Consider the following 23,114-nt stretch of genomic DNA (forward strand, 5'->3'; position numbering starts at 1 on the left):
CGGCCATGCCAGCCTGTTCCGCGCCGCGGCCGAGGGCGCGGCCGGCGTGCCGCGAGAGGACGCGGTGTCCCCAGCCATCGAGGCCATCACCCGCCGCCTGCGCGCCGAGTTCGATCCTCTGAACCTCTTCCACCGGGCCGCCTGAGTCCGCGCGCACCATGCAGACCCAGCTCTCTCCCGAATACCAGCAGCGCGCCGATGGCCGGGCCGCCGAAGCCATCCTGCGCAAGTGCGTGCACTGCGGCTTCTGCACCGCCACCTGTCCCACCTACCAGGTGCTGGGCGACGAGCTGGATGGCCCGCGCGGCCGCATCTACCTCATCAAGCAGGTGCTGGAGGGCGCCGAACCCACGCGCAAGACGCAGTCGCACCTGGACCGCTGCCTGACCTGCCGCAACTGCGAGAGCACCTGCCCCAGCGGCGTGGACTACGGCCACCTGGTCGACATCGGCCGCCAGATCGTGGAGGAGAAAGTACCGCGCCCGGCGGGTGAGCGCGCTGTGCGCTGGCTGCTCAAGGAAGGCCTGCCTTCGCCGCTGTTCGGCCCCGCGATGAAGCTGGGCCAGGCGCTGCGCCCGCTGCTGCCGCAGGCGCTGAAGCACAAGGTGCCGCCGCGCCAGCCCGCGCGACCGCTGCCCACGCGCACGCACGCGCGCAAGGCGCTGCTGCTGGCCGGTTGCGTGCAGCCGGCCATGATGCCCAACATCCACGCCGCTACGCTGCGCGTGCTCGACGCCGCCGGCGTCCAGGGCGTGGTCGCGCCCGAGGCCGGCTGCTGCGGCGCGGTGAAGTTCCACCTCAACGACCAGGACGGTGGGCGGGCGCAGATGCGCGCCAACATCGACGCCTGGTGGCCACACATCCACGGCGGCGCGGTAGAGGCGATCGTCATGAACGCCTCCGGCTGCGGCGTGACGGTGAAGGAGTACGGCCACCTGCTGGCCGACGACCCGGCCTATGCCGAACGCGCGGCGCGCGTGAGCGCCCTCACGCGCGACCTGAGCGAACTGCTGCCGGACCTGGTGCCTGTCCTGCGCCCCCAACTGCGCGAAACCCCGGACGCACGGCGCGTGGTGGCCTTCCACCCACCCTGCACGCTGCAGCACGGCCAGCAGCTCAAAGGCGGCGTCGAGAGCCAACTCACCGCGCTGGGCTTCAACGTGCAGGTGGCGCGCAGCGAGGCGCACCTGTGCTGCGGCTCGGCCGGCACCTACTCGGTGCTCAACCCCGGCATCGCCACCACCCTGCGCGACCGCAAGCTGGGCCATCTGGGCGAACTGGCGCCGACCGTCATCGCCAGCGCCAACATCGGCTGCATCACCCATCTGCAGAGCGGGACCGACACGCCGGTGCGCCACTGGGTCGAGCTGCTCGACGAGGCCCTCCGCGAACCGGGCTCGCCATGATTCCCGCGCTCGCCACGCTGCTGTTGTGCCAGTTGCTGGGCGAGGTGGTGGTGCTGCTCACCGCTGCGCCGGTACCCGGGCCGGTGGTCGGGCTGGCGCTGCTGCTGGGCCTGCTGGCGCTGCGGCCCGCGTGGGCCGACGCGGTGCGGCCCACCTCGCAAGGCCTGCTGCAGCACCTTTCGCTGCTTTTCGTGCCCGCCGGGGTGGGCGTGATGCAGCACCTGCAGCGCCTGGGCAGCGAGGCGCTGGCCATCGGCGTCGCGCTGGTGCTCAGCACCCTGGTGGGGCTGGCGGTATCGGCCTGGGTGATGGTCGCGCTGATGCGCTGGCAGGCCAGGAGACCCCATGGCCGCTGAGGCTCCCCAGCGTCTGGCCGACATCTGGGTCTACCTCGCGGCCACGCCGCTGCTGGGCCTGACGCTCACCCTGCTGGTCTACCACGCGGCCTTCGTGCTCTACCGGCGCAGCGGCTTCCACCCGCTGGCCAACCCGGTGCCGCCGGCCGTGCTGGTGCTGGCCACGCTGCTCTGGGCCACGGGCACACCCTACGCCACCTATTTCGAGGGCGCCCAGTTCGTGCACTTCCTGCTCGGCCCCGCCACGGTGGCGCTGGCGGTGCCCTTGTTCGAGCAGATGCACCGCCTGCGCCGGCTGGCCCTGCCGCTGCTGGGCGCGCTGGTGGCCGGCGTGCTGGCCACCACCGTCACCGCCATCGCGCTCGCGTGGGCGCTGGGTGCCTCGCCCGCGACCCTGGCTTCGCTCGCGCCCAAGTCGGTCACCATGCCCGTGGCCATGGGCATCGCCGAGAAGATCGGCGGTCTGCCTTCGTTGACGGCCGTGCTGGTGATGGGCACCGGCGTGCTCGGCGCGGTGAGCGCCCGCTTTCTTTTCCAGGTGCTGCGCATTGAAGACCCGGCCGTGCGCGGCTTCGCGCTGGGCACCATCGCGCACGGCATCGGCACCGCGCGCGCCTTTCAGGAAAGCGAGGAAAGCGGTGCCTTCGCCGGCCTGGCCATGGGCCTGAGCGCGCTCTTCAGCGCGCTGGTGCTGCCTGCGGTGGCGGCCGGGCTGCTGGCATGGATGGCGCCGTAGGCCTGTCCACACGGTACTTGCATGCGGCCCGTCCGGGCGCGCCACTCAGGCCGCCAGCGCCGCCTCGATGTCGCCCGCCAGCTTCTCCGGCGCATCTTGTGGTGCGTAGCGCCGGATCACGCGGCCGTCCTTGCCGACCAGGAACTTGGTGAAATTCCACTTGATGGCCTTGCTGCCCAGCAGCCCGGGGGCCTCGGCGGTGAGCCACTGGTAGAGCGGGTGGGCCTTGGCGCCGTTGACGTCGATCTTGCCCATCATGGGAAAGCTCACGCCGTAGTTGAGCTGGCAGAAGCTGGCGATCTGGTCGTTGCTGCCCGGGTCCTGCGAGCCGAACTGGTTGCAGGGGAAGCCCAGCACCACCAGGCCGCGTTCGCCATAGGTCTGGTGCAGTTTCTCCAGGCCGCCGAACTGGGGCGTGAAGCCGCAGGCGCTGGCCGTGTTCACGATCAGCAGCGGGTGGCCGCGAAAGCGCGACAGGGGCACCGGCTTGCCGTCGATGGACTGGGCTTCAAAGTCGTAGATGCTGCTCATGGGACTCTCCTGGGTGAGGGTGTGTTGGCCAGCCGGATTGTGGCGTGCACGCCCTGGTGGCGACAAAAGTGTCACATTCCGCGGCCCTGTGCCGACGGAGGGCGGTGCAAAGCCGCCCGGGCCCCGACCTTCGCGGGCATACTGGCCGGCGGTCGATACTCCCATAACAAAACGAGTCGGGGGCAGGTGATGTTGACGTACACAGTGGCGCTGGTGGGCTTTTCGCTGGCCGAGGCCGCCACCTTCGAATCCTTTTTTCGTCTGGCGGCGCGCCGGCCACCCGGCTACCGCGTGCAGGACGAGGTGATTGACGCCCAGATCCTGGTGGTCAATGCCGACAACGCGCAGGCCCTGCACCTGGTGCGGTACGCCGAGCTGCCGGGCAAGGTGCTGCTCGTGGGCAGCACCGACGGCGGCACCGGCTGGCCGCTGCAGAACAAGCCGGTGCGGCTGGTCAGCGTGCTGGCCGCGCTGGACAAGATCGTGGGGGCCAGCCCTTCCATGGCGGCCGGCGCCTCGCGCTACCAGGCCACCGAACCCTTCAAGGCCTCGCAGCTCCAGGGGCTGGACGCCAGCATGCGCCGTGCCGCCAGCCGCCGTGGCGGCGCCGACACCGAGTTCCCGCCCACGCGGCCCATGGTCCGCGAGGCCGCTGCCATGGCCACCGCGCCGCGCACGGCCACGCGTCCGGGGGTGGTGCGCATGACCGACTTTGCCGGCCTGGAGGACCTGCCTTCGCCGCCCCCGCCACGCACCCGCTCGCCGCGCTCGCGCCTGAGCGCCGAGAAGGCCGGGAGCGCCGGTGCGTCGGTGCCCGAGGTGCAGCGCGGCGACCTGCTGCTGGTGGCCGAGAGCCTGGTGGAAGGGCGCATCCTGCTCAAGCGGTTCAAGAAATACGGCCTGGCGGTGGACTGGTCGCGCGAAGCGCCACAGGCGCTGGTGATGCTCAAGGCCCACCACTACCGAGTGGTGGTCGTCGACCGCCTCAAGGGCGAGCCCGACGCCTTCCAGATCTGCCGCTCCGCCAAGCAGGCCAAGGGCCCCAAGGGGTCACCCGTGGTCATCATGTTCGCGCCCACCGCCGGCAGCATGGACCGCATGAAAGCCAGCCTCGCCGGCAGCGATGCCTACCTCTCGCGTTCGGTGAGCGAAGCCGATCTCTACAAGGTGCTGGCGCAGCACCGTCTGGTGAGCCTGGACGGGTTCGCACCCACGAACGTGGGGTTCTGAACCACCTCCGGGGCATCGGCCCCGAGCGGCGCCTTACCCGTGCAAGTCGTCCCGCCGGGCAATCTCCAGCAGGCGCTCGATCTCGTGCGGATGGTGCCGCTGGTTGTGCCGGTGCCAGAACGCGATCATCGCCATGGCGGCGGCCACCAGCAGACCGAAAGCGGTGATGGCCGCGAAAGCCGACAGGCCCATGCCGGTGGAGAAGCTGTAGAGCGCACCCAGGCCCAGGATGCAGGCCTGCTCGTTGAAGTTCTGCACCGCGATGGAGCGGCCGGCGCCCATGAGGTTGTGGCCGCGGTGCTGCAGCAGCGCGTTCATGGGAACCACCAGGAAGCCCCCCAGGCCGCCGAGCAGCACCAGGAAGGGCGCGGCGACCCAGACGTTGTCGATGAAATTCATGAGGATCACCAGCAAACCCATGCCGATGCCCAGGGGCATCACCCGGGTGGCCTGGTCCAGCCGCATGCGCATGGACGCGACCACCGCACCCACCGCCGTGCCCACCGCCACCACGCCCACCAGTGAGGACGCCTGCGTGGTGGAGTAGCCCAGCGCCGCGCCGGCCCAGGCCAGCACGATGTAGCGCAGGTTGCCCGAGACGCCCCAGAACAGCGTGGTGGTGGACAGGGAAATCTGGCCCAGCCGGTCGCGCCACAGTCGGTTGTTGCAACGCCAGAAGTCCGGCAGCAGCTCCAGCGGGTTCTTCGGCATGGGCCGCGGCGTCACGCCGGTGAGCGGGATGCGCAGGTTGAACCACGCCGCCAGGGCGTACACCACCACCAGCGCGGCCACCGCCGCTTCGGCTGGCCGGTCGATGCCGGTGTGCACGCCGGGCACGTTGATCGACAGCAGCCAGCCCGAGAGCACGGGCCCCACGAGCTGTCCGCCCAGCAGCACGCCCAGGATGATGGAGGCGATGGTCAGCCCTTCGATCCAGCCGTTGGCCTTGACGAGTTGCGAGGGCGGCAGCAGTTCGGTGAGGATGCCGTACTTGGCCGGTGAATAGGCCGCCGCGCCCAGGCCCACCAGGGTGTAGGCCAGCAGCGGGTGCACGCCGGTGAGCATCAGCAGACAGCCCGCCACCTTGATGGCGTTGCTGATGAACATGACCTGGCCCTTGGGCCGCGCGTCGGCAAAGGCGCCCACGAAGGGGGCGAGCGCGACATAGAACAGGGCGAAGAGCGGGACCAGCGCGGCGCTCTGCCATTCCGGCGCGCCGCGTGAGCGCAGCAACTCGATGGCGGCGACGAACAGCGCGTTGTCGGCCAGCGAGCTGAAGAACTGCGCCGTCATGATGGTGTAGAAGCCGCGCTTCATGAGGATGATTCTGTGTGCCGGGCGACTTCTGTGGGGCTGGCGTGAGGCTGCCGGCAAGCGCTTTGTGCGACAGTCGGCGTTCGGGCGTCTCCAACGATGCGGCGTTATAGCATGCCGCCTTGCAGGCCCCGTGTCCCGCCAGCCCAGCGCCAGCGCCCAGGCCCGCTTCCGCCGACTTTTCGCACGCCATCCGCCCATGCCACGCCCCATCCTCGCCACCGTCCACCCCGAGGCTTTGCGCCACAACCTGCAACGCGCCCGGCAACTCGCGCCCGATGCGCGGGTCTGGGCGGTGGTCAAGGCCAACGCCTATGGCCACGGCATCGAGCGCTGTTTCGAGGCCCTGCGCGGCGCGGATGGTTTCGCGCTGCTCGACCTGGCCGAGGCCGAACGCGTGCGCGCGCTCGGCTGGCGCGGCCCCATCCTGCTGCTCGAAGGCGTGTTCGAGCCGCGCGACCTGGAGCTCTGCTCGCGGCTGCAGTTGTGGCACACCGTGCACTGCACCGAGCAGATGGACTGGCTGGCCGCGCACAAGACGCAGGCACCGCACCGCGTCTTCCTCAAGCTCAACAGCGGCATGAACCGCCTGGGCTTCACGCCCGAGGCCTTTCGCAGCGCCTGGGCGCGCCTCAACGCCTTGCCGCAGGTGGAGGAAATCTCCTTCATGACGCACTTCAGCGACGCCGACGGTCCGCGCGGCATCGCGCACCAGATCGCGGTGTTCGAGGCCGCCACCGCCGACCTGCCCGGCGAGCGCACCCTGAGCAACAGCGCGGCCATCCTGCGCCACGCCACCGCGCGCGTCGGTGGCCAGCCGCTGGCCGCCGACTGGGTGCGCGAAGGCATCGCCCTCTATGGCAGCGCGCCCGACTTCCCCGAGCACAGCGCGGCCGACTGGGATCTGCGGCCGGCCATGACCCTGGCCAGCCGGCTCATCGGGACGCAGCAGCTCCAGGCCGGCGACACCGTCGGCTACGGCTCGGCCTTCACCGCCGACGGCCCGATGCGCGTCGGGGTGGTGGCCTGCGGTTACGCCGACGGATACCCCCGCCACGCACCGGTGGGAACGCCGGTACTGGTGGGGGGTATTAGGTCCCGCACCGTGGGTCGGGTGAGCATGGACATGATCACCGTGGACCTGTCTCCGCTCGACGCGGCAGGCCTGCCCGCCGGCGTCGGTACCGAGGTGGTGCTCTGGGGCCGCGCCGCCTCGGGCGAGGTGCTGCCGATCGACGAGGTGGCCCGGCCGGCCGGCACCATCGGCTACGAACTGATGTGTGCGGTGGCGGCCCGCGTGCCGTTTGCATCACCCTGAGCCGGGCACGGATTCAACATACTGGTTGGGGTATGTAATATACTGCGCTCCTGAGAGGAGTCCGCAGCATGTTTCCCTGGCTTTTTTCCCGTCGGTTTCACGTGTTCGCCGCGCTCGGCGCAGCGGCTGGCATGGCATGGGCGCAGGCCGAGGCGCCCCGGGTGCCGGTGGCCGAGGTGGGCGCGCGCGCCGTGGCGCAAGGCCTGGTGCTGGACGGCCACCTGCAGGCGGTGCGCCAGAGCACGCTCTCGGCGCAGGCCAGCGGTCGCATCGCCAGCTTGTCGGTCAAGGCCGGCGACCGCGTGAAGGCGGGCCAGGTGCTCGCGGTCGTGGACGACCGCCTTACCCAGGCCGGTGTGGCCCAGGCCCAAGCCGGCGTGGCGCAGGCCGAGGCCTCTCTGGCCAACGCCCGCGCCCAGTTCGAACGCACCCGTGACCTGCGTGCCCAGGGCTTCGTGGCCCAAGCGGCGCTGGACACCGCCGAAGCCCAGTTCAAGGCCGCGCAGGCAGGGGCCGCGGCAGCCCGCGCCGGCCAGGCCCAGTCTTCGCTGGCCCAGGGCTTCACGCGCCTGACAGCCCCTTACGACGGCTGGGTGCTGCAGACGCACACCGAGGCCGGCGCACTGGCCACGCCCGGCGCGCCGGTGCTCACGGTGTACGCGCCGCAGCCGATCCGCGCCGTGGTCTACGTGCCGGCCTCGCAACAGCCGTTGGCCGAGGCCGCGCAGCGCATCGAGGTGCAACTGCCCGGCACCGGACGCTGGATCCGCCCGGTGCAGCGCACCAGCCTGCCGGCGGCCGATCCGGTGTCGCAGACGGTGGAGTGGCGGCTGGACCTGGCCGAGGCCGATGGCGCCGGCCAGGTGCCCGGGCGCCAGGTGCGGGTGCGCTTCGTGCGCGAGGGCGATGCCACCAGCGACGCCCGCCTGCGCGTGCCCGCATCGGCGCTGCTGCGCCGTGGTGAGTTGACCGCGGTGTACGTGGTGGTCGAGCGCGGCGCCGAACGCGCGCCGGGCTTCTCGCTGCGCGCGGTCCGCACCGGCGCCAGCGACGACGGAGCGGGTGTGGAGATCCTGGCGGGCCTGAAGGCGGGCGAGCGCATCGCGCTGGACCCTGTGCGCGCCGGGCTGGCGGGCGCGCGCCCGGCACCCTGAGGACGCTGCCATGAACAAGACGCCGTCTTCCCACGATGCGGGCCTGGGCTTCTCCGGCGCGGTGGCGCGCCGCTTCCAGTCCAACGCCATCACGCCGCTGCTGGCCATCGTGGCCCTGCTGCTGGGCTTCTTCGCGGTGATGGTGACGCCGCGCGAGGAAGAGCCCCAGATCAACGTGACCATGGCCAATGTGCTGATCCCGTTCCCCGGGGCTTCCGCCGCGGACGTGCAGCAGCTCGTGGCCGTGCCGGCCGAACAGGTGCTCTCGCAGATCCAGGGCATCGAGCACACCTACTCCGTGGCGCGCCCCGGCGTGGCGGTGCTCACCGTGCAGTTCAAGGTCGGTGTGCCGCGCACCGAGGCCCTGGTGCGCCTGTACGACGTGCTCAACGCCAACCAGGACTGGCTGCCGCAGGGGCTGGGCGTGTTGCCACCGGTCGTCAAGCCCAAGGGCATCGACGACGTGCCGGTGCTCGCTGCCACGCTGTGGACGCACGACGCCGCCAGTGCCCTGGAACTGGAGCGCGTGGCGCGTTCGCTGGAAGCCGAGCTCAAGCGCGTGCCCGGCACGCGTGAGGTGCAGACGATCGGCGGGCCGGGGCGTGTGGTGCTGGTGGCCCTGGACCCCGCGCGCCTGCGCGAGCGCGGCGTGAGTGTGCAGGCCTTGCAGCAGGCCATCGCATCGGCCAACCAGGCCATGCCTTCAGGCACCGTGGCCCAGGCGGCGCGCGCGCCGGGCGAGCCCGGCATGCTCAGCGTGGAGACCGGCGAGTTCCTCAAGGGTGAGCAAGACGTGGGCGACATCGTGGTGGGCACCAGCAATGGCCGCCCCATCTACCTGCGCGAGGTGGCCCATGTGCAGGCGGGTGCCCAACAGCCGACGCAGCATGTGTGGTTCACACCCGGCCCGGCGGCTGGCGGCGCGGACGCGGCCCAGGTGGGCCAGGCTTTTCCCGCCGTGACGCTGACGGTGAGCAAGAAGCCGGGCGAGAACGCGGTGGACGTGGCGCGTGGCGCGCGCGAGCGGCTGGACCAGCTCGCCAACAGCGTGATTCCCGAAGGCGTGCAGGTCAGCATCACACGCGACTATGGCCAGACCGCCGCCGACAAGGCCAGCAAGCTGATCCAGAAGCTGGTCTTCGCCACCGGCAGCGTCATCGTGCTGGTGGGCCTGGCGCTGGGCCGGCGCGAGGCGGTCATCGTCGGCGCGGCGGTGGTGCTCACACTCACCGCCACCCTGTTCGCCAGCTGGGCCTGGGGCTTCACGCTCAACCGGGTCTCGCTGTTCGCGCTGATCTTCTCCATCGGCATCCTGGTGGACGACGCCATCGTGGTGGTCGAGAACATCCACCGCCACCGCCAGCTCGAACCCGATGCGCCGCTGGCGGCCATCATCCCGCGCGCGGTGGACGAGGTGGGCGGTCCCACCATCCTGGCCACCTTCACCGTCATCGCGGCCCTGCTGCCCATGGCCTTCGTGAGCGGCCTGATGGGGCCGTACATGAGCCCGATCCCGATCAACGCCAGCATGGGCATGGCGATCTCGCTGGCCATCGCCTTCACCGTCACGCCCTGGCTGGCCCTGCGGCTCACCAAGGCCGATGCCAGCCATGCGGCCCATGGCCCGGGCAGGCTCACGCGCGCGCTGCAGTCCGGTTTTGCCCGTCTGCTCACGCCCCTCTTGCAGAGCGCACGCAAGCGCTGGCTGCTGCTGGCCGGCATCCTGGCCGCGCTGCTGCTGTCGGTGGGGCTGGCGCTGGTGCAGTGGGTGGTGCTCAAGATGCTGCCGTTCGATAACAAGAGCGAGTACCAGGTGGTGCTGGACATGCCCGCCGGCACGCCGCTGGAAGACACCGCCGCCGCGCTGCAGGACATGAGCGCCTACCTGGCCACGCAGCCCGAGGTGGCCAACGTGCAGGGCTACGCGGGCACCGCCGGGCCCATCACCTTCAACGGCCTGGTGCGCCAGTACTACCTGCGCGCCGAAGCCGAGAGCGGCGACCTGCAGGTCAACCTGGTCGATGCCCACCAGCGCCATGAGAAGAGCCACGCCATCGCGCAGCGCCACCGCCCCGCACTGGAGAAGATCGCCGCCGCGCACGGCGCGCGCGTCAAGGTGGTGGAGGTGCCGCCGGGTCCGCCGGTGCTCTCGCCCATCGTGGCCGAGGTCTACGGCCCGGACGAGGCCGGCCGCGCCGAACTCGCGCGCCGCGTGGCCGCGGCCTTTGCCGCCACACCCGACATCGTGGGCGTGGACACCACGCTCAAGGAGGCCGCGCCGCGCGCCTTCCTGCGTGTGCGGCGCGCGCGCGCCGAAGCGCTCGGCATCCCGGTGCAACGGGTGGCGCAGACCGTGCAGGCCGCGCTGTCGGGCAGCGACGCGGCCTACCTGCACGACGGCCTCTCCCGCCGCGCCGTGCCGGTGCGCCTGCAACTGCCGCGCGAGGCCCAGGTCGGGCTGGACGCGCTGCTGGCCCTGCCGCTGCAGGCCGCCAATGGCAGCATGGTGCCGCTGTCCGAGCTCGTGGTGGTCGAGCGCGGCGTGATCGACCCGCCGCGCTTCACCAAGAACCTGCTGCCGGTGACCTACGTGCTGGGCGACATGGCCGGCGCGCTCGACTCCCCCCTGTACGGCCTGTTCGGCATCCGCTCGAACCTGGGCTCGGCCGCGCTGCCGGACACCGGCGCCTTGGGCGAGTACTGGATCTCGCAGCCAGGCGATCCCTACCGCGCCTACGCCCTCAAGTGGGACGGCGAATGGCAGATCACCTACGAGACCTTCCGCGACATGGGTGCCGCCTACGGCGTGGGCCTGATCCTGATCTACCTGCTGGTGGTGGCGCAGTTCCGCAGCTACGTCACGCCCCTGATCATCATGGCCCCGATCCCGCTCACCCTCATCGGCGTCATGCCCGGCCATGCGCTGCTGGGTGCGCAGTTCACCGCCACCAGCATGATCGGCATGATCGCGCTGGCCGGCATCATCGTGCGCAACTCCATCCTGCTGGTGGACTTCATCGAACTGGAGACCGCGCGCGGCATGCCCTTCGTCGACGCGGTGGTGCAGTCCGCCGCCGTGCGCGCCCAGCCCATCGCGCTCACCGGCCTGGCGGCCATGATGGGCGCCTTCTTCATCCTCGACGACCCGATCTTCAACGGCCTGGCCGTCTCGCTGATCTTCGGCATCGCGGTCTCCACCCTGCTCACGCTGGTGGTGATCCCGGTTCTCTACTACGCGGTCTACCGGCGTCGCCACGAGGCGCCGCCACCGGCCACTGCGTGAACGTGTGTCCCCTCTGTTCTTTTTTAACCAAGGAGTCTGAAATGACCGTCGAACGCTACATCCGCATCCTGGCCGGCTTTGTCGTCATGCTCTCGCTGGCGCTGGGCGTCGAAGGCAGCCCTCTCTTCATCAACAAATGGTTCCTGGCGCTGACGGCCTTCGCCGGCTTCAACCTGTTCCAGTCCGGCATCACCGGCTTCTGCCCACCGGCCTTCCTGTTCCGCAAGCTGGGTGTGCCTGAAGGCGGCGGCGCCTGTGCCACTGGCAAGCGGAGCGACTGACGCTTTCGGGAGACACGCCATGCGCCACGCCACGCCCCTGAAGTTCCTCATGCCAGGCTGGTTCTCGCTGGTCATGGGCCTGTGCGGCCTGGCGCTTGCCTGGCATCGCGCGCAAGGCCTGCTCGGTGACATGGCCGAAGGTGTTGCGCTGGTGCTGGGCGTGGCCGCGTTGCTGGTGTTCCTGGTGCTGCTGGTGGCGTCGGCCGTTCGCGGTGTGCGCTACGCCCAGGCCCTGGCCGAGGACCTGCGCCACCCGGTGCGGCATGCCTTCGTGGCCGCGCTGCCGGTGTCGCTGCTGCTGCTGGCCACCGTGGGCGTGGCGCTGGCGGGCCCGCAGGCGCCGCTGGCCGCGCTCTGGCAGACGCTGTGGTGGCTGGGCAGCCTGGGCCAGCTCTGGGCCACGCTGTGGGTGCTCGGGCGCTGGCTGGCGCCGCCCGAGCCGGGCGCGCCGCCTGGGCTCTGGCCGGCCATCACGCCGGTGCTGCTGATTCCCGTGGTGGGCAACGTGGTGGTGCCCCTGGCCGGCCTGCCGCTGGGGCATGGGCTCTGGTCGGCCGCGCAGTTCGGCATCGGCGCGGTGCTGTGGCCGGTGGTGCTGGCGCTGCTGCTGGCCCGGCGCATCGCGCATGGCCCGCTGCCGGAGCGCATCCTGCCCGCCTGGTTCATCACCGTGGCGCCGCCGGCCGTGATCGGCGTGGCGCTTCTGCAGTGGCAGGCACCGTTGCCACTGGCGTTGGGCGCCTGGGGCGTGGCGGTGTTCTTCCTTCTCTGGGTGGCCACGCTGGCCCCGCGCCTGGCGGGCCAGCCGTTCACCATCGCCTTCTGGGCGCTGTCGTTCCCGCTGGCCGCACTCACCGTGTTGACCCTGCGCCTGGCGGACGCGACGGCAGAGCCCGCGCTGCGCACCCTCGGCCTGCTGCTGCTGGCCATGGCGTCGCTGGCCGTGCTGTGGCTGGGCTTCGCCACCGTGCGCGGGCTGCGCGAAGGCAGCCTGCTGGCGCCCGAGCCGGTGGCCGCCATCGCGCCAGCGGCAGCCTGAGTGAACGTTCAGCGGCCGGGCGAACAGGCGGGAAAGCCGTAGCGTTCGCAGAACGGGTTGCCCAGCACCGGCAGCCAGGCCGGGATGCCGTGGAACTCGCGCGCCACCTCGGCCAGCACCGTGTCGCGGTACGGCTGGAAGCGGAAGCCCGTGCCGTCGACCGCGTAGAACGCCACGCCGTCGATCTCGAAGCGGCGCTTGCTCACCCGCTCGAAGTAGGGCGCGAAGGCGGCGAGGTCGGGGTCGTCGTAGGAAAAGATGCGCAGCGGCTTGCCGTCGTAGCCGCGGAAATCGATGATCTGGTCGTCCTGGCGCGCATGGTGGCGGCCCACGCCGAACACCGGCACGTAGCGGCCATGGTGGTAGGCCAGCATGGCCGCCGGGTTGTAGGTGCGTGCCATGAGCGTGGCGTCGGCCGGCAGGTCGCGCCGCAGCTCGGCCACCACGGCGGCCGTCTCACGCAGAAACACCGCCCGCTCGTGGACCTTGAACGGCTGCCACCAGGCCAGCGGCGCCCAGGCCACGGCCGCCACCACCAGCAGGTGCGGCACCGAGAGTGCCAGCGTCCAGGCCATGCTGCGGCGCAGTTCCCACGCGCCCAGGCGCAGGCCGGCCCACAGCACGAACAGCGGCACGAAGCCCAGCACCCAGTGCAGGCCGATGGTGCGGCGCGTGCTCAGCAGCAGGAACACCAGCAGCGGGAACAGCCACAGCACCGCCGCAGTGCGCGCGGTCACGGGTGACACGCCCGGGGCGACGCGCGACACCATGCCGCGCCAGAGCAGCCAGGGTGTGAGCAGGTAGAGCGCCATGCCCACGTACACCCCGAAGGTCTGCAGCGACCAGTGCGAGCCTTCGTTGCGGTTGAACACGTTGAACATCACGTTGCTCCAGCCGTGCGTGGCGTTGAAGGCCAGGTTCAGGGCGATCGAGGGCAGGGCGCAGGCGAAGATCAGGAACGGTGCCCACCAGCGCTCGCGCCGCCAGCCGAAGGCGTGCACAGCGTAGGCAAAACCCAGCAGCGCGGCGAAGTACTTGGAGAGAAAGGCCAACCCGAGGAACAGGCCCGCCAGCGCATAGCCCGCGGCGGCACCGCGCTGCGCGCCGTCGGCCCGCAGGTAGGCCCAGGCCGAGAGCGCCATGAAGAAAATCAGCGGCGTGTCGGTGGTGACCAGCACGAACATCCACGACCACGGCATCACCAGGTAGACCGCCCCGGCCAGCCAGGCGCTGGCCTCGCGCTCTTCGGGCAGGAAACGGCGCAGCAGGTCCACGATGCCCAGCGCGATGACGCTGGTGACCAGCAGCGTGAAGCTGCGCAGCGCCAGCGGGTGTTCGCTGATCTGGCGCAGCAGGGCCAGCAGCCAGCCCACCATGGGCGGGTGGTCCGAATAGCCCCAGGCCGGGTACACGCCCCACTGGTAGAAGAAGGCTTCGTCCCCAGTCATGGGAAAGCCCGCCGCCAGCACCACCTTGAGCAGCAGGGTGGCGGCGAAGGCGGTCCAGAAAACGCGGCGCGCGGCGTGCGGTGTGTTCACGGAAAGACGGGCAACGCTCAGGCTTCGAGCGCGAGCAGCGAGACGCCGATCACGATCAGCGTGCACGCGCCCACGCGCAGCCACGAGAACGGCTCACCCAGCCAGAGCACGCCCGCGGCCATGGTGACCACGAAGCCCAGGCTGACCAGCGGGTAGGCCACGCTCACATCCAGGCGCGACAGCACCCAGAGCCAGAGCACGGCGCCCGCGCCGTAGAGAACCAGGCCCACCCACACCATGGGGCTGGTGAGCGCATGCAGATAGGTGGCACCGACGTCGCCTCCGGCGGGCGCACCCATGCCGCGCTTCATGGCGATCTGTGCCAGCGACGAGAGCAGCACGCAGAAAAGGGCCAGGCCCAGGGCAATGGATTTCATGGAAGTGAGGTCCTCGGGTGTCAGAAACCGGTGGTGGCGAGCAGGCCGATACCGCCCATGGCGATCAGCATGGCCCAACTGAAGGGATCGCGCAGCGCGAACTGCAAGGGGTCTTCGCCGTGCAGTTCGCGCCGGCCCGTCTTGAGCCAGATCCGCATGATCCACAGCAGCAGCAGGGGGGCCGCGCCCCAGAGCCAGTCGGGCTGGCGGTAGAGCGAATGGCTGTTCTGGCTGTCGATGTAGAGCGCCAGCACCATCACCGACAGGAAACCGCTGGCCAGGCCCATGGCGCGCAGCGAGGGCAGGTCCTGCATCTGGTAGCCGCGACCCGGCGCCAGCCGGGCTTGCTCATCGGCGGCGATTTCTTCCAGTTCCGCGCAGCGCTTGACCAGGGCCAGGCTGAGGAACAGAAAGATCGAGATCGCCAGCAGCCAGTTGGAGAGGTCCACGCCCGCGGCCACCGCGCCCGCGCCGATGCGCAGCGTGTACAGGCCCGAGAGCATCAGCACGTCGACCAGGGCCAGCCGCTTGAGCACCATGGAGTAGGCCAGTGTGGCCACCGTGTAGCCCGCCAGCATCGCGGTGAAGCCGGGCGAGACCGCCCAGGCCAGCACGAAGGCCAGCACCAGCATGGCCAGGCCCAGCAGCACCGCGGTGGGAATGGCGATCGCGGCGGCCGCCAGCGGGCGGTGGCGCTTCAGGCGGTGCACGCGGTCGTTGGGCAGGTCCAGCAGGTCGTTGAACAGGTAGGTGGCCGAGGCGCACAGGCCAAAGGCCAGGAAGGCCATCAGCACCATCGCCCAGCGCTGCGGGTCCAGCGAGTGCGCGGCCAGCAGCGGCACGAACAGCAGCGCGTTCTTGGACCACTGCTTGAGGCGGATGGCGCGCAGCACCGTGCCCAGGCGAAGCGGCTCGCGTGCGAAGACACGGGCCTGCGGGTGCACCTCGCGCAGCGAAGCCAGAACGCCCTCGGGCGCATTCACCGCCACGGCCTGCGCGCTGCCGGCCCACACCGGCAGGTCGTCGCGGCTGTTGCCGGCGTAGGCCCAGCGCGCGTGGCCGCCCTCGCGGGCATGGTGGTCGATGGCCGCGCGCTTGCGTTCGCGGCTGAGGTTGATCCGTCCATCCTGCGGCGCGTTGCTGCCCAGCGCGTCTTCGAACAACCGCAGGTGGTCCGCGACCTCCTGCACGATGCGCTGGTCCGCTGCACTGGCCAGCACCAGCGGGCGCCCGCGCCCATGCTCGTCGCGCAGGTACTGCAGGAAACCATCGTGGTAGGGCAGGCGCGCCGGATCCGGACGCACCGCATCCGCCAGGCGCTGCTTGAACCCGGCCTTGCCGAGCAGCAGCCAGGCCAGCAGGCGCAGCAGGTTCAGCGGGTGGCGCCGCACGAACAGCATCACCGACTCGTGCAACGTATCGGTGCGCGTGAGCGTGCCGTCCAGGTCCACGTACAGCGGCCATTGGGCGGACTCGTTCAGTGGTGCGGTGGTGGGGTTCAATCGGCGCTCTGATCCGGGGGGTCGAGCCGATTCTAGTGTCGCGGGTTGGCGCTTCGTTGAGCCAATCCGTGAGCAAAGGGCATGCCCCGTTTCAAGCACCGGACCACGGCGAGGGTCGGCCGTGTCCGTCCCACCCCAAAGAACACGGCCCAGCGAACCGCTCGGGCTCGCTGGGCCGTGCAGCCCGTCGCGCCGGCTTCAGGCGGTGGCCTTGGCGAAGAACTCCCGGTACTTGGCCCCCAGCTCCTCGGCGCGCGCATCCACCTCAGACAGCGGCATGCGCAGGCATTCGTAACCCAGCAGGCGGTGCATGACCTGCATCTCCCTTTCGGTGAACACCACGGTGCCATCGGCTTCGATGCGGTCAATCCCATCGAAGCGCTGGCAGTCGTTGTTCACCTGGATCAGTGTGTCCAGCGCCATGCCATCGGGTACGTCGACGACCGCCTCGCCGCCGACCAGGCGCACGCGGTACCCGCCCGGCAGGCCACCCGGTGCCGGTGCGTGCACCGTGGCGGTCTGCTCCAGCAGCACCGGGGAGAGCACGGAAACCGCAGAGGACGCGGTGATCAACTGGCGGAATGCGCCACCCGTGCGCTGGAACTTCGTCTGCACCAGGCCGAAGGCGTCTTCGAAGTCCACCTCGCCGGTGACATCGTGGCCGTTGATCCTTGCCCGGGCAACGTAGGGCGCGCCGCCAGAGTCGCCAGCGGCCGGAACGCGGTGGCTCAGGTAGTGCTGGGTGTACAGCGAGACATGGACTTCCTGCAGCGGCACCTCCAGCATCAGGCCCAGCGCGCCACGCAGCGCGGGCAGCACGTTGGCGACGTTGCCGATCCCGATCTGCGGCGCCATGCCCACCGACTTCAACACGGGTCCCACCGCGTCGGGAAACGCAGCGTTCACGACGAAGGGCTTTTGCCCGCTCAGGTCCACCGCCTTCATGAGCTTGTGCATGAGGGACAGGTGCATGGGCAGCCACGGGCCGAACTGCGCTTCGTCCAATGCCTTGAACGCGGCGGTCGGCAACTGCGTGATGATGCGCCAGGACTGCAGGGTGGCCGTGTTGAAGATCACGTCGGGCTTGAGGTCGCGGATCCAGTGTGCGGACTGCTCGACGTTCTGAAGGTCCATCTGCACACATTCGATCCGGTGGTAGCGGCCCAGCTGGGCAGAGAACAGCAAGGCCAGGTTCTTGCGGCGGTTCATCTCGGCGAGATCGCGCCCGGCGAGGATGATCTTGCCGAACTCCTTGCCCTGCACCAGCAGGTTGAGCACCAGGCCGGCGAGGTCGCCGACGCCGATCATGAGAAGGGTCTTGGACATGGGTGTTTCCTTTCAGAGAAGTTCTTGCGGTGTCATCGGCAGGTGCGCACGATGTCCAGCGCCTTGCGGTAGGCGGCGTTCACGTCCTTCAGGCCCGTGATGAAGGCGGGATGGAAGCAGAACGCCTCGGGGGGCATGCCGTCGGGCTCATAGGCCTCGCAGAAATAGGGAATGCGCATCAGCTTGTCCATGACCTCGCCGGGCACGGGCTCACCCCACGCCGGGCCAGGAGGAATGCGGTCCGAACCCGACTCGAACAGCTCCAGAAAGAACGCGGGTGGGATGGTGTAGACGCAGTCGGAGCCGATGCTTTGTTCGATATGGAAGCAATGCCTGGCCGTGCCGCTTTTGTCCACCCGCAAGCTGCACAGCAGCATCTTGATCGGCAGGCCCAGGGCTTCCACCATCGGCTGTATGCGTTGGAACAAGGCCATTTCCGCCCAGCGGATGTCGCGCACGGTCAACTCGATGCCGCGCTCCCGTGCCTGCTGCGTGAACTCCTCCTCCGCGCCCAGTCGGCCCACCATGTAGGTGATCACGGCGCGCCAGCGCGTGAGATCGACGCCATTGGCCTGGGCCTGTGCGTAGCCTGACTTCAACGCATCGAGTGCGCGCACGAACTGAGGCACGGAGAAAGACAGGGTGTTGTTGATGGAGATGCCGCGCGCGGCCAGTGCCTCAATGGCCTCGTAACCCTGCTTGCTGCCCACCACCTTGATCATGAGGTTGGGCGATACGGCCGCCATCTCGACGCCCTGGGCCACCAGCGCCTCCGTGTCGAAGCTGGAAACCGGTGGCATCTGCGCGCAGACCCAGCCCTGGCTGCCGCCGGAACGCCTCCAGTGCTCCAGCCACAGCCGGCTCTCGTCGGCGAACGTCTCCATGTAGAGCTGCCAGTAGATGTCTTCGTCGGTCGCCGTCGTGCGGGACGCCGCGATGCGCGAAATGCGCTCGCGCGTCCGCTCAGGGTCCATCAGGAGCGACTCCAGGAACAGGCGGGGGTTGGTCGTGGAGCCTTTGAGCAGGCCGGAGCCCTCTCCCCTCCCGCCGATCAGTTGGGCGAAGCCGGCATGGAAAAGCTCGCGTTGCCTTTCCGGCAAAGTCTCGGCCAGCCGGTCTCGCCACTGGACGAAGCTCGATGGCATGGAATCCCACCAGACCTCGGCATGGGGACTGCGATGGGCAATTTGATTCAACAGCAGCATGGTTGCGCTCCCTTGATTGGGCGTTCTGTTCAGCGAGGCCGTGGTCTCGGCCCCGCCACCTCACCCGCGAAGGCCTGATGGGCATCGCGGGCGACGGAAGTGTCACAAAGGAGACGGCGGAACAGGTTGCAAACTTCGAAGTGAAGATTTCAGGCCATGAACGTGATGAAGAACGGTTCGATCTGCGAATGGCCGTCGTCGCATGTCCGCTCCGCATGCAGTTCGGCGTTCATTTGCGGCGACTGGGTCACGCGGTGGCGCGGTCGTCGTTCGCTTGGCATGCAACTCGAATCTGAGTCATGACCGTTGGAGCAGCGAATCTGTTGATTCGAGACTTTCAGCACTTCTGGGCCACCGTCTTGGCCACACTCCCGGCGGCTGCCGCATGCATGGCATGCCAGGCGCCGGCGGCGGAAACAGGGAACCCTGGACCCGCCTAAAGAACGTCCATTCATCAGGGAGACATCACATGTTGGCCACCCCAGTCCTGCAGGAACCCGCACCTGCGCGCGCGCATCCCCACTTCGGCTCGCCGGGCCAGTCGGCTTTCGACGCCGTGTTGTTCGACTGCGATGGCGTGCTGGTCGACTCCGAACCCATCACCAAAGAGGTCCTGCGGGAGATGCTCACGGAAATGGGGTGGGCCATCTCCTCCGACGAGTGCATGGGCCTCTTCATCGGCAAAGCCCCCACCGATGAGGCCGCGCTGATCGAGCAGCGCACCGGGCACCGCCTCACGGAGCCATGGATTGCCGAGTTCCGCCGGCGGCGCAACGAGGCGCTGGAGCGTGAACTCCTCGCGGTGCCCAACATCCACCAGGCCGTGCACGCCGCGTACGTCCACCACGGCGGGCGCATCGCCTGTGCATCGGGGTCGGACCGGCGCAAGCTGGAACTGCAACTGGAAAAGGTCTCGCTGATGCGGTATTTCGACGGCCGCATCTTCAGCGGGCCTGAGATGAAGCGTTCCAAGCCGGCGCCAGACGTCTACCTGGCGGCCGCGCAGGCGCTGGGGGTGTCGCCGCAGCGCTGCGTGGTGATCGAGGACACCGTCACGGGCGTCACGGCCGGGGCGGCTGCCGGCGCGCTCGTGTTCGCCTACAACCGCGAACCCATCGGCGACCTCACGCCCCGCGCACTCCTGAATGCCGGCGCAACGCTGGTGTTCCATGACATGGCGGAACTCCCATCGCTCGTATGTGGATAGGCCTGGGCGCCGGTGCGCTGGCCGGCGCGCTGTGGGGGCTGGTGTTCATCGCGCCACGCATGTCCGCCGGCTACTCGACGGTGGACCTGGCGGCGGGCCGCTTCATGGTCTACGGGCTGGTCTCGGTGGCCCACCTGGCCCTGACCGACGGCCTTCGCAGCCGGCCCAGCCCTGCCCAGGCGCTGGCCGCCCTCGGCATGAGCGTGCTGGGATTCACCGGGTACTACGCCCTGCTGGCCTTCGCCATCCGCAACGCGGGTACCGAATTGCCCACCCTCATCATTGGCACCATCCCCCTCTGGGTGACCGTGCTGGGCAAACCCCAGGACCTCAGGCTGAGCGCGCTGCTGCCGGGCATTGCATTGACTATCCTGGGTCTCCTGCTCATGGCCAGCGCACAGGCGCCCGACGCATCCGGACAGTCAGCCACCGGCCACTGGGTGGGCCTGGGGGCCACCGCGCTGGCCCTGGCGTTCTGGGTCGCGTTCTCCCTCCTGAACTCGCGCTGGCTCGCCGCCCATCCCGATCTGGGCGCCACGCGGTGGACCAACTGGCTGGGCATCGGCGCGGGCCTGGGAGGGCTTGCACTGTGGTGGACCGCCGGCTCACCCATCGAGGTACTGGCGCAGCAACCGCGGCTCCTGGAACTCGTCCTCCTCGTGGCGGTGCTGGGCGTGGGTTCCACGTGGCTGGCCACCGTGTGCTGGAACGTGGCGAGCCAGCGCCTGAGCGCCAGCCTGTGTGGTCAGTTGATCCTGTGCGAGACCTTGTTTGCGCTGCTGTACTCGTTTACATGGGACCAGCGCTACCCCAGCGTGGCGCAAGTGACCGCCTGCGTATTGTTTACGGCCGGCATCGTCGCTTCGGTTCGCGCCCATGGCCCTGCGGCCCAACGTCTTGGGCACGGGCATGGGCCGCCTGCCCAGCCTGTGCCAGGAGGCCATGGCCCGTGAAGGACGAACCGGGCCTCGTCTTCGAAACAAGTTGATTGCGCAGATTCAGCCGCACAGGTCTATCAGGCGCGATTTCATGCAATTGCCTCTGATGCAGCTTGAACGGTACCCATGATGTGGATCTGACTCCCCATCTGATCGATTCATCGGCGGCCTTGTCGGACTGCATGGCCAACTGGTCAAGAGACCTCAATGGGGCGCAAAACCAAGACATTGGATACATCGTCAAGGAGCCATATGCCTGAACTGTTGAACTGCTCGTTGTGCAAACACAAGGTGTCCAGTGACGCAAGCACTTGCCCTGGTTGCGGGACTGCTTCATTCAAGCCCAGATCCGGGGGGTCGTCGCGCCCGGGCCCTCAAATTACATGCCCGACATGCCACGGTTCAGGCCAACTGACCCGAGAGCGAACGACGCTGCGTTGTCATGGCTGCTCGGGGCGGGGATCGGTTCCGTCTTATTGACGGCCAGCGCGCCGCGCCCGTGCTCCCTTCCCGTCCGTTTTAACCCTTGCGAACATCTCGTCGCCTGAGGGAGATATCTCATCCATAGGCCTGGTGGTGGAGGGGGCTGATGGGCGGCTCATCATGTTTGTAGATATTCGCCGTTGCGATGCGCGATGTGTTGCGCGTGGCATTTGATTCCGACTTTAATTTTTGAAGTGAGGTATCTATGGAGTTTGTATATAAGGGCAATTTTCTGTATTCATCTCTCGTCATCTTTTGGTTGACTGTTGGTGCTATATGGCTGTTGCCGATGAAGAGGCGCCTTCAAAAGAAACATGGCTTTGATAAGAGTAATGATTACTTTATTGATCTGGCCCGGGCTGGTGACCCAGAGTCTAAGAGGGTTGTGATGCATACCAAAATTCATCTTGTGTTATCGGCTTCTACCTCTGGATTGATGTTCATGTTCTTTTGATTTGATGGCTGGAGTCACCAGTAGCGGGCTGTGCTTTTATGGCTCTTGCCAGAGTTAATTCGAAGAGCCTGATGCCTGTGTTGAATGGAGGTGGGTGGTGAAAATCTTGTTTGTGGTTGTTCTGCTTATTGTTGTGGCGATCCAGTTCTATTTCTCGTGGAGGATATTTTCTATGAGGAAAAATTTTGATTCTGAGAAAAATAAAATCGAAAGAATGATGAAGCACAGTAGAAGAATGCAGCTGATGGGGCTGCTGTTCTTTGCGGCTGTCTATTTTTCAGGGGGATTCAAATAGGTCGCAGCAAGTGCGACGGAATGGTTGCGGAGACTGGTGGATCTCTACGCACACCACCACAAGCTGGGTGCATCTGGAAAGACGGCGACGGCCAGACCGACGCGGGCGAACTCCTCAGCCTGGAACAGGCCAGGGTGCTCAAGCTCAACCTGCGCTACGCCGACCTGAGCAACCACGTCAACACCGCAGACCCCCAGGGCAACCAGCACCGCCAGGTAGGCAGCTACGTGGCCGCCGCCGACGGCAGCACACGCGGCATGAACGACGTGTGGTTCTCCGTCAACCCCGGGCAGACCGCGGACCTCAACCCTGTGCCCGTGAGCGAGGCCATCGCCGCGCTGCCCGACGCCATGGGCATGGGCAACCTGCCCAGCCTGCGCCAGGCCATGGCGCGGGCACCGCGCCGTTCTCCTTCTCGTACCTCCGCCCCGCTCGCTCATTAACCCGCACGGGTATCTCGTCACCTGAGAGAAATGCCCCGCCATGGGCTTGATGGCCAAGAGGCGGCGGCTCATGAAGAACGAACCGGGCTTCGTTACTTTATTACTGGGCGGCTGATACGGCACTCATCATGCTTGGCGGTATTCGTCATCTTGATTGCTTGTGCAGTGCGTTTGGAATTTGATGCGAAATACTTCTTGAAAAGGACGTTTGATAGTGAAAATTGCGAAATCTCAATTTTTAATCTTGGCAATTTTTGTGAGCATCTTATGCCTGCTCTGGGGTGCTTTGAAATACTACTCCATGCAAAATGAAAGCAAATACAAGGTGCTCATCAATATGCATGCTTCTGCGTTGCAGAATGGGGCTTCTGAAACTATAGATATGGGTCAAGAAATTCGCAAAATATGCTTGCAACCTCCATATGTAGCGTTAGATGATTTTGGGCGGAGTTCAGGGGAGCATCTAAAAGCATATAAAAAACTAAAAGATGGGCAGGTTGGCGTGCATTTTTTTCTTCGAACTAGCGGACATAGTTATGCCATTTTTAACGATTCAAAACTGCATGTGGACGTGATGTCTAAAGGACTCTGTGGCCTATCTTCGATGCTGACACTGAGTAATCGAGATGGCTTGATTTTTATCCGAGTGGAAGGGGGTAATCTATGATCATAATTTCACCACTGTTTTATACGGGTGA

21 protein-coding genes are annotated in these 23,114 nt (G+C 67.9%); 13 read left to right on the forward strand and 8 right to left on the reverse strand.

All coding sequences use genetic code 11. From position 1 onward, the window contains the following. The first annotated feature begins 158 nt into the window (after positions 1-158). The 3 genes from glcF to KIT53_RS14025 are packed head-to-tail and all read left to right on the forward strand — an operon-like array spanning position 159 to position 2,498. A complete protein-coding gene (glcF, locus tag KIT53_RS14015) occupies positions 159-1,406 on the forward strand; it encodes a glycolate oxidase subunit GlcF (protein WP_297753466.1) in 1,248 nt (415 codons plus the stop codon). Further along, on the forward strand, positions 1,403-1,762 hold the full coding sequence (locus KIT53_RS14020; RefSeq protein ID WP_297753468.1) for a CidA/LrgA family protein: 360 nt from the start codon (positions 1,403-1,405) through the stop codon (positions 1,760-1,762). Before glcF ends, KIT53_RS14020 begins: the two co-directional genes overlap by 4 nt. Beyond that, positions 1,752-2,498: an LrgB family protein gene (locus KIT53_RS14025; protein WP_297753470.1), complete on the forward strand. Its 747-nt coding sequence runs from the start codon at positions 1,752-1,754 to the stop codon at positions 2,496-2,498. The genes KIT53_RS14020 and KIT53_RS14025 overlap by 11 nt, the downstream gene beginning before the upstream one ends. Before the next feature lie 45 nt (positions 2,499-2,543). Here the strand turns inward: KIT53_RS14025 and KIT53_RS14030 are convergent, their stop codons facing one another. Then, complete coding sequence (locus tag KIT53_RS14030) at positions 2,544-3,029, reverse strand: glutathione peroxidase (protein WP_297753472.1); 486 nt, start codon at positions 3,027-3,029, stop codon at positions 2,544-2,546. Between the two features lie 189 nt (positions 3,030-3,218). Here KIT53_RS14030 and KIT53_RS14035 point away from each other — a divergent pair, with 189 nt between their 5' ends. After that, positions 3,219-4,259, forward strand: coding sequence for a hypothetical protein (locus KIT53_RS14035; protein WP_297753474.1), 1,041 nt, complete (start codon positions 3,219-3,221; stop codon positions 4,257-4,259). Between the two features lie 33 nt (positions 4,260-4,292). Here KIT53_RS14035 and lplT read toward each other — a convergent pair whose 3' ends face one another. Then, entirely contained in the window at positions 4,293-5,576 is a 1,284-nt protein-coding gene (gene lplT, locus KIT53_RS14040; protein WP_297753476.1) for a lysophospholipid transporter LplT, read from the reverse strand. Positions 5,577-5,772: 196 nt separating this feature from the next. Here lplT and alr point away from each other — a divergent pair, with 196 nt between their 5' ends. The 5 genes from alr (at position 5,773) to KIT53_RS14065 (ending at position 12,648) form a co-directional block, all read left to right on the forward strand. Beyond that, positions 5,773-6,891, forward strand: a complete 1,119-nt coding sequence (alr, locus tag KIT53_RS14045; RefSeq protein WP_297753477.1) for an alanine racemase — start codon at positions 5,773-5,775, stop codon at positions 6,889-6,891. A 68-nt stretch (positions 6,892-6,959) separates the two neighbouring features. Continuing rightward, positions 6,960-8,045, forward strand: coding sequence for an efflux RND transporter periplasmic adaptor subunit (locus KIT53_RS14050; protein ID WP_297753479.1), 1,086 nt, complete (start codon positions 6,960-6,962; stop codon positions 8,043-8,045). 10 nt (positions 8,046-8,055) lie between these two features. Continuing rightward, the gene (locus tag KIT53_RS14055) at positions 8,056-11,328 is read left to right on the forward strand and encodes an efflux RND transporter permease subunit (protein WP_297753481.1); all 3,273 of its coding nucleotides are present in this window, start codon (positions 8,056-8,058) and stop codon (positions 11,326-11,328) included. A 41-nt stretch (positions 11,329-11,369) separates the two neighbouring features. Further along, positions 11,370-11,609: a DUF2892 domain-containing protein gene (locus KIT53_RS14060; RefSeq protein ID WP_297753483.1), complete on the forward strand. Its 240-nt coding sequence runs from the start codon at positions 11,370-11,372 to the stop codon at positions 11,607-11,609. A 19-nt stretch (positions 11,610-11,628) separates the two neighbouring features. Further along, positions 11,629-12,648 (forward strand): C4-dicarboxylate ABC transporter, encoded by a 1,020-nt coding sequence (locus tag KIT53_RS14065; protein ID WP_297753485.1) that lies wholly within the window; start codon positions 11,629-11,631, stop codon positions 12,646-12,648. A gap of 8 nt (positions 12,649-12,656) precedes the next feature. Here KIT53_RS14065 and KIT53_RS14070 read toward each other — a convergent pair whose 3' ends face one another. From KIT53_RS14070 to KIT53_RS14095, 6 genes are all read right to left on the reverse strand, one after another. After that, positions 12,657-14,186, reverse strand: coding sequence for a glycosyltransferase family 39 protein (locus tag KIT53_RS14070; protein WP_297753487.1), 1,530 nt, complete (start codon positions 14,184-14,186; stop codon positions 12,657-12,659). A gap of 17 nt (positions 14,187-14,203) precedes the next feature. Further along, entirely contained in the window at positions 14,204-14,563 is a 360-nt protein-coding gene (locus tag KIT53_RS14075; RefSeq protein ID WP_297753489.1) for an EamA family transporter, read from the reverse strand. A 20-nt stretch (positions 14,564-14,583) separates the two neighbouring features. Continuing rightward, positions 14,584-16,065, reverse strand: a complete 1,482-nt coding sequence (locus KIT53_RS14080) for a UbiA family prenyltransferase (RefSeq protein ID WP_297753491.1) — start codon at positions 16,063-16,065, stop codon at positions 14,584-14,586. Between the two features lie 198 nt (positions 16,066-16,263). Further along, positions 16,264-17,391, reverse strand: coding sequence for a hypothetical protein (locus KIT53_RS14085; RefSeq protein WP_297753493.1), 1,128 nt, complete (start codon positions 17,389-17,391; stop codon positions 16,264-16,266). Positions 17,392-17,423: 32 nt separating this feature from the next. After that, on the reverse strand, positions 17,424-18,596 hold the full coding sequence (locus KIT53_RS14090) for a transaldolase family protein (RefSeq protein ID WP_297753495.1): 1,173 nt from the start codon (positions 18,594-18,596) through the stop codon (positions 17,424-17,426). A 149-nt stretch (positions 18,597-18,745) separates the two neighbouring features. Then, positions 18,746-18,877 (reverse strand): hypothetical protein, encoded by a 132-nt coding sequence (locus KIT53_RS14095; RefSeq protein WP_297753497.1) that lies wholly within the window; start codon positions 18,875-18,877, stop codon positions 18,746-18,748. A 188-nt stretch (positions 18,878-19,065) separates the two neighbouring features. Here KIT53_RS14095 and KIT53_RS14100 point away from each other — a divergent pair, with 188 nt between their 5' ends. The 4 genes from KIT53_RS14100 to KIT53_RS14115 all read left to right on the forward strand — a co-directional run bounded on the left by KIT53_RS14100 (position 19,066) and on the right by KIT53_RS14115 (position 23,083). After that, complete coding sequence (locus tag KIT53_RS14100; protein WP_297753499.1) at positions 19,066-19,803, forward strand: HAD family phosphatase; 738 nt, start codon at positions 19,066-19,068, stop codon at positions 19,801-19,803. After that, on the forward strand, positions 19,794-20,756 hold the full coding sequence (locus tag KIT53_RS14105) for a DMT family transporter (RefSeq protein ID WP_297753501.1): 963 nt from the start codon (positions 19,794-19,796) through the stop codon (positions 20,754-20,756). Before KIT53_RS14100 ends, KIT53_RS14105 begins: the two co-directional genes overlap by 10 nt. A gap of 1,237 nt (positions 20,757-21,993) precedes the next feature. After that, positions 21,994-22,416, forward strand: coding sequence for a hypothetical protein (locus tag KIT53_RS14110; protein ID WP_297753504.1), 423 nt, complete (start codon positions 21,994-21,996; stop codon positions 22,414-22,416). A gap of 214 nt (positions 22,417-22,630) precedes the next feature. After that, positions 22,631-23,083 carry a hypothetical protein gene (locus KIT53_RS14115; RefSeq protein ID WP_297753506.1) on the forward strand — a complete coding sequence of 151 codons (453 nt, stop codon included), beginning with the start codon at positions 22,631-22,633 and terminating at the stop codon, positions 23,081-23,083. Positions 23,084-23,114: the final 31 nt, after the last annotated feature.

The organism is Hydrogenophaga sp. (genome assembly GCF_026125785.1).
Taxonomy (GTDB): Bacteria; Pseudomonadota; Gammaproteobacteria; order Burkholderiales; family Burkholderiaceae_C; genus Hydrogenophaga.

What these genes read in the sequence shown, in the direction of transcription:
- KIT53_RS14085 (WP_297753493.1), bottom strand. Translation starts at nt 17,391, where the DNA reads ATGTCCAAGACCCTTCTCATGATCGGCGTCGGCGACCTCGCCGGCCTG.
- KIT53_RS14090 (WP_297753495.1), bottom strand. Translation starts at nt 18,596, where the DNA reads ATGCTGCTGTTGAATCAAATTGCCCATCGCAGTCCCCATGCCGAGGTC.
- KIT53_RS14035 (WP_297753474.1), top strand. Translation starts at nt 3,219, where the DNA reads ATGTTGACGTACACAGTGGCGCTGGTGGGCTTTTCGCTGGCCGAGGCC.
- KIT53_RS14060 (WP_297753483.1), top strand. Translation starts at nt 11,370, where the DNA reads ATGACCGTCGAACGCTACATCCGCATCCTGGCCGGCTTTGTCGTCATG.
- lplT (WP_297753476.1), bottom strand. Translation starts at nt 5,576, where the DNA reads ATGAAGCGCGGCTTCTACACCATCATGACGGCGCAGTTCTTCAGCTCG.
- KIT53_RS14050 (WP_297753479.1), top strand. Translation starts at nt 6,960, where the DNA reads ATGTTTCCCTGGCTTTTTTCCCGTCGGTTTCACGTGTTCGCCGCGCTC.
- KIT53_RS14100 (WP_297753499.1), top strand. Translation starts at nt 19,066, where the DNA reads ATGTTGGCCACCCCAGTCCTGCAGGAACCCGCACCTGCGCGCGCGCAT.
- alr (WP_297753477.1), top strand. Translation starts at nt 5,773, where the DNA reads ATGCCACGCCCCATCCTCGCCACCGTCCACCCCGAGGCTTTGCGCCAC.
- KIT53_RS14025 (WP_297753470.1), top strand. Translation starts at nt 1,752, where the DNA reads ATGGCCGCTGAGGCTCCCCAGCGTCTGGCCGACATCTGGGTCTACCTC.
- KIT53_RS14055 (WP_297753481.1), top strand. Translation starts at nt 8,056, where the DNA reads ATGAACAAGACGCCGTCTTCCCACGATGCGGGCCTGGGCTTCTCCGGC.
- glcF (WP_297753466.1), top strand. Translation starts at nt 159, where the DNA reads ATGCAGACCCAGCTCTCTCCCGAATACCAGCAGCGCGCCGATGGCCGG.
- KIT53_RS14075 (WP_297753489.1), bottom strand. Translation starts at nt 14,563, where the DNA reads ATGAAATCCATTGCCCTGGGCCTGGCCCTTTTCTGCGTGCTGCTCTCG.
- KIT53_RS14105 (WP_297753501.1), top strand. Translation starts at nt 19,794, where the DNA reads ATGTGGATAGGCCTGGGCGCCGGTGCGCTGGCCGGCGCGCTGTGGGGG.
- KIT53_RS14065 (WP_297753485.1), top strand. Translation starts at nt 11,629, where the DNA reads ATGCGCCACGCCACGCCCCTGAAGTTCCTCATGCCAGGCTGGTTCTCG.
- KIT53_RS14030 (WP_297753472.1), bottom strand. Translation starts at nt 3,029, where the DNA reads ATGAGCAGCATCTACGACTTTGAAGCCCAGTCCATCGACGGCAAGCCG.
- KIT53_RS14110 (WP_297753504.1), top strand. Translation starts at nt 21,994, where the DNA reads ATGGTTGCGGAGACTGGTGGATCTCTACGCACACCACCACAAGCTGGG.
- KIT53_RS14020 (WP_297753468.1), top strand. Translation starts at nt 1,403, where the DNA reads ATGATTCCCGCGCTCGCCACGCTGCTGTTGTGCCAGTTGCTGGGCGAG.
- KIT53_RS14095 (WP_297753497.1), bottom strand. Translation starts at nt 18,877, where the DNA reads ATGCCAAGCGAACGACGACCGCGCCACCGCGTGACCCAGTCGCCGCAA.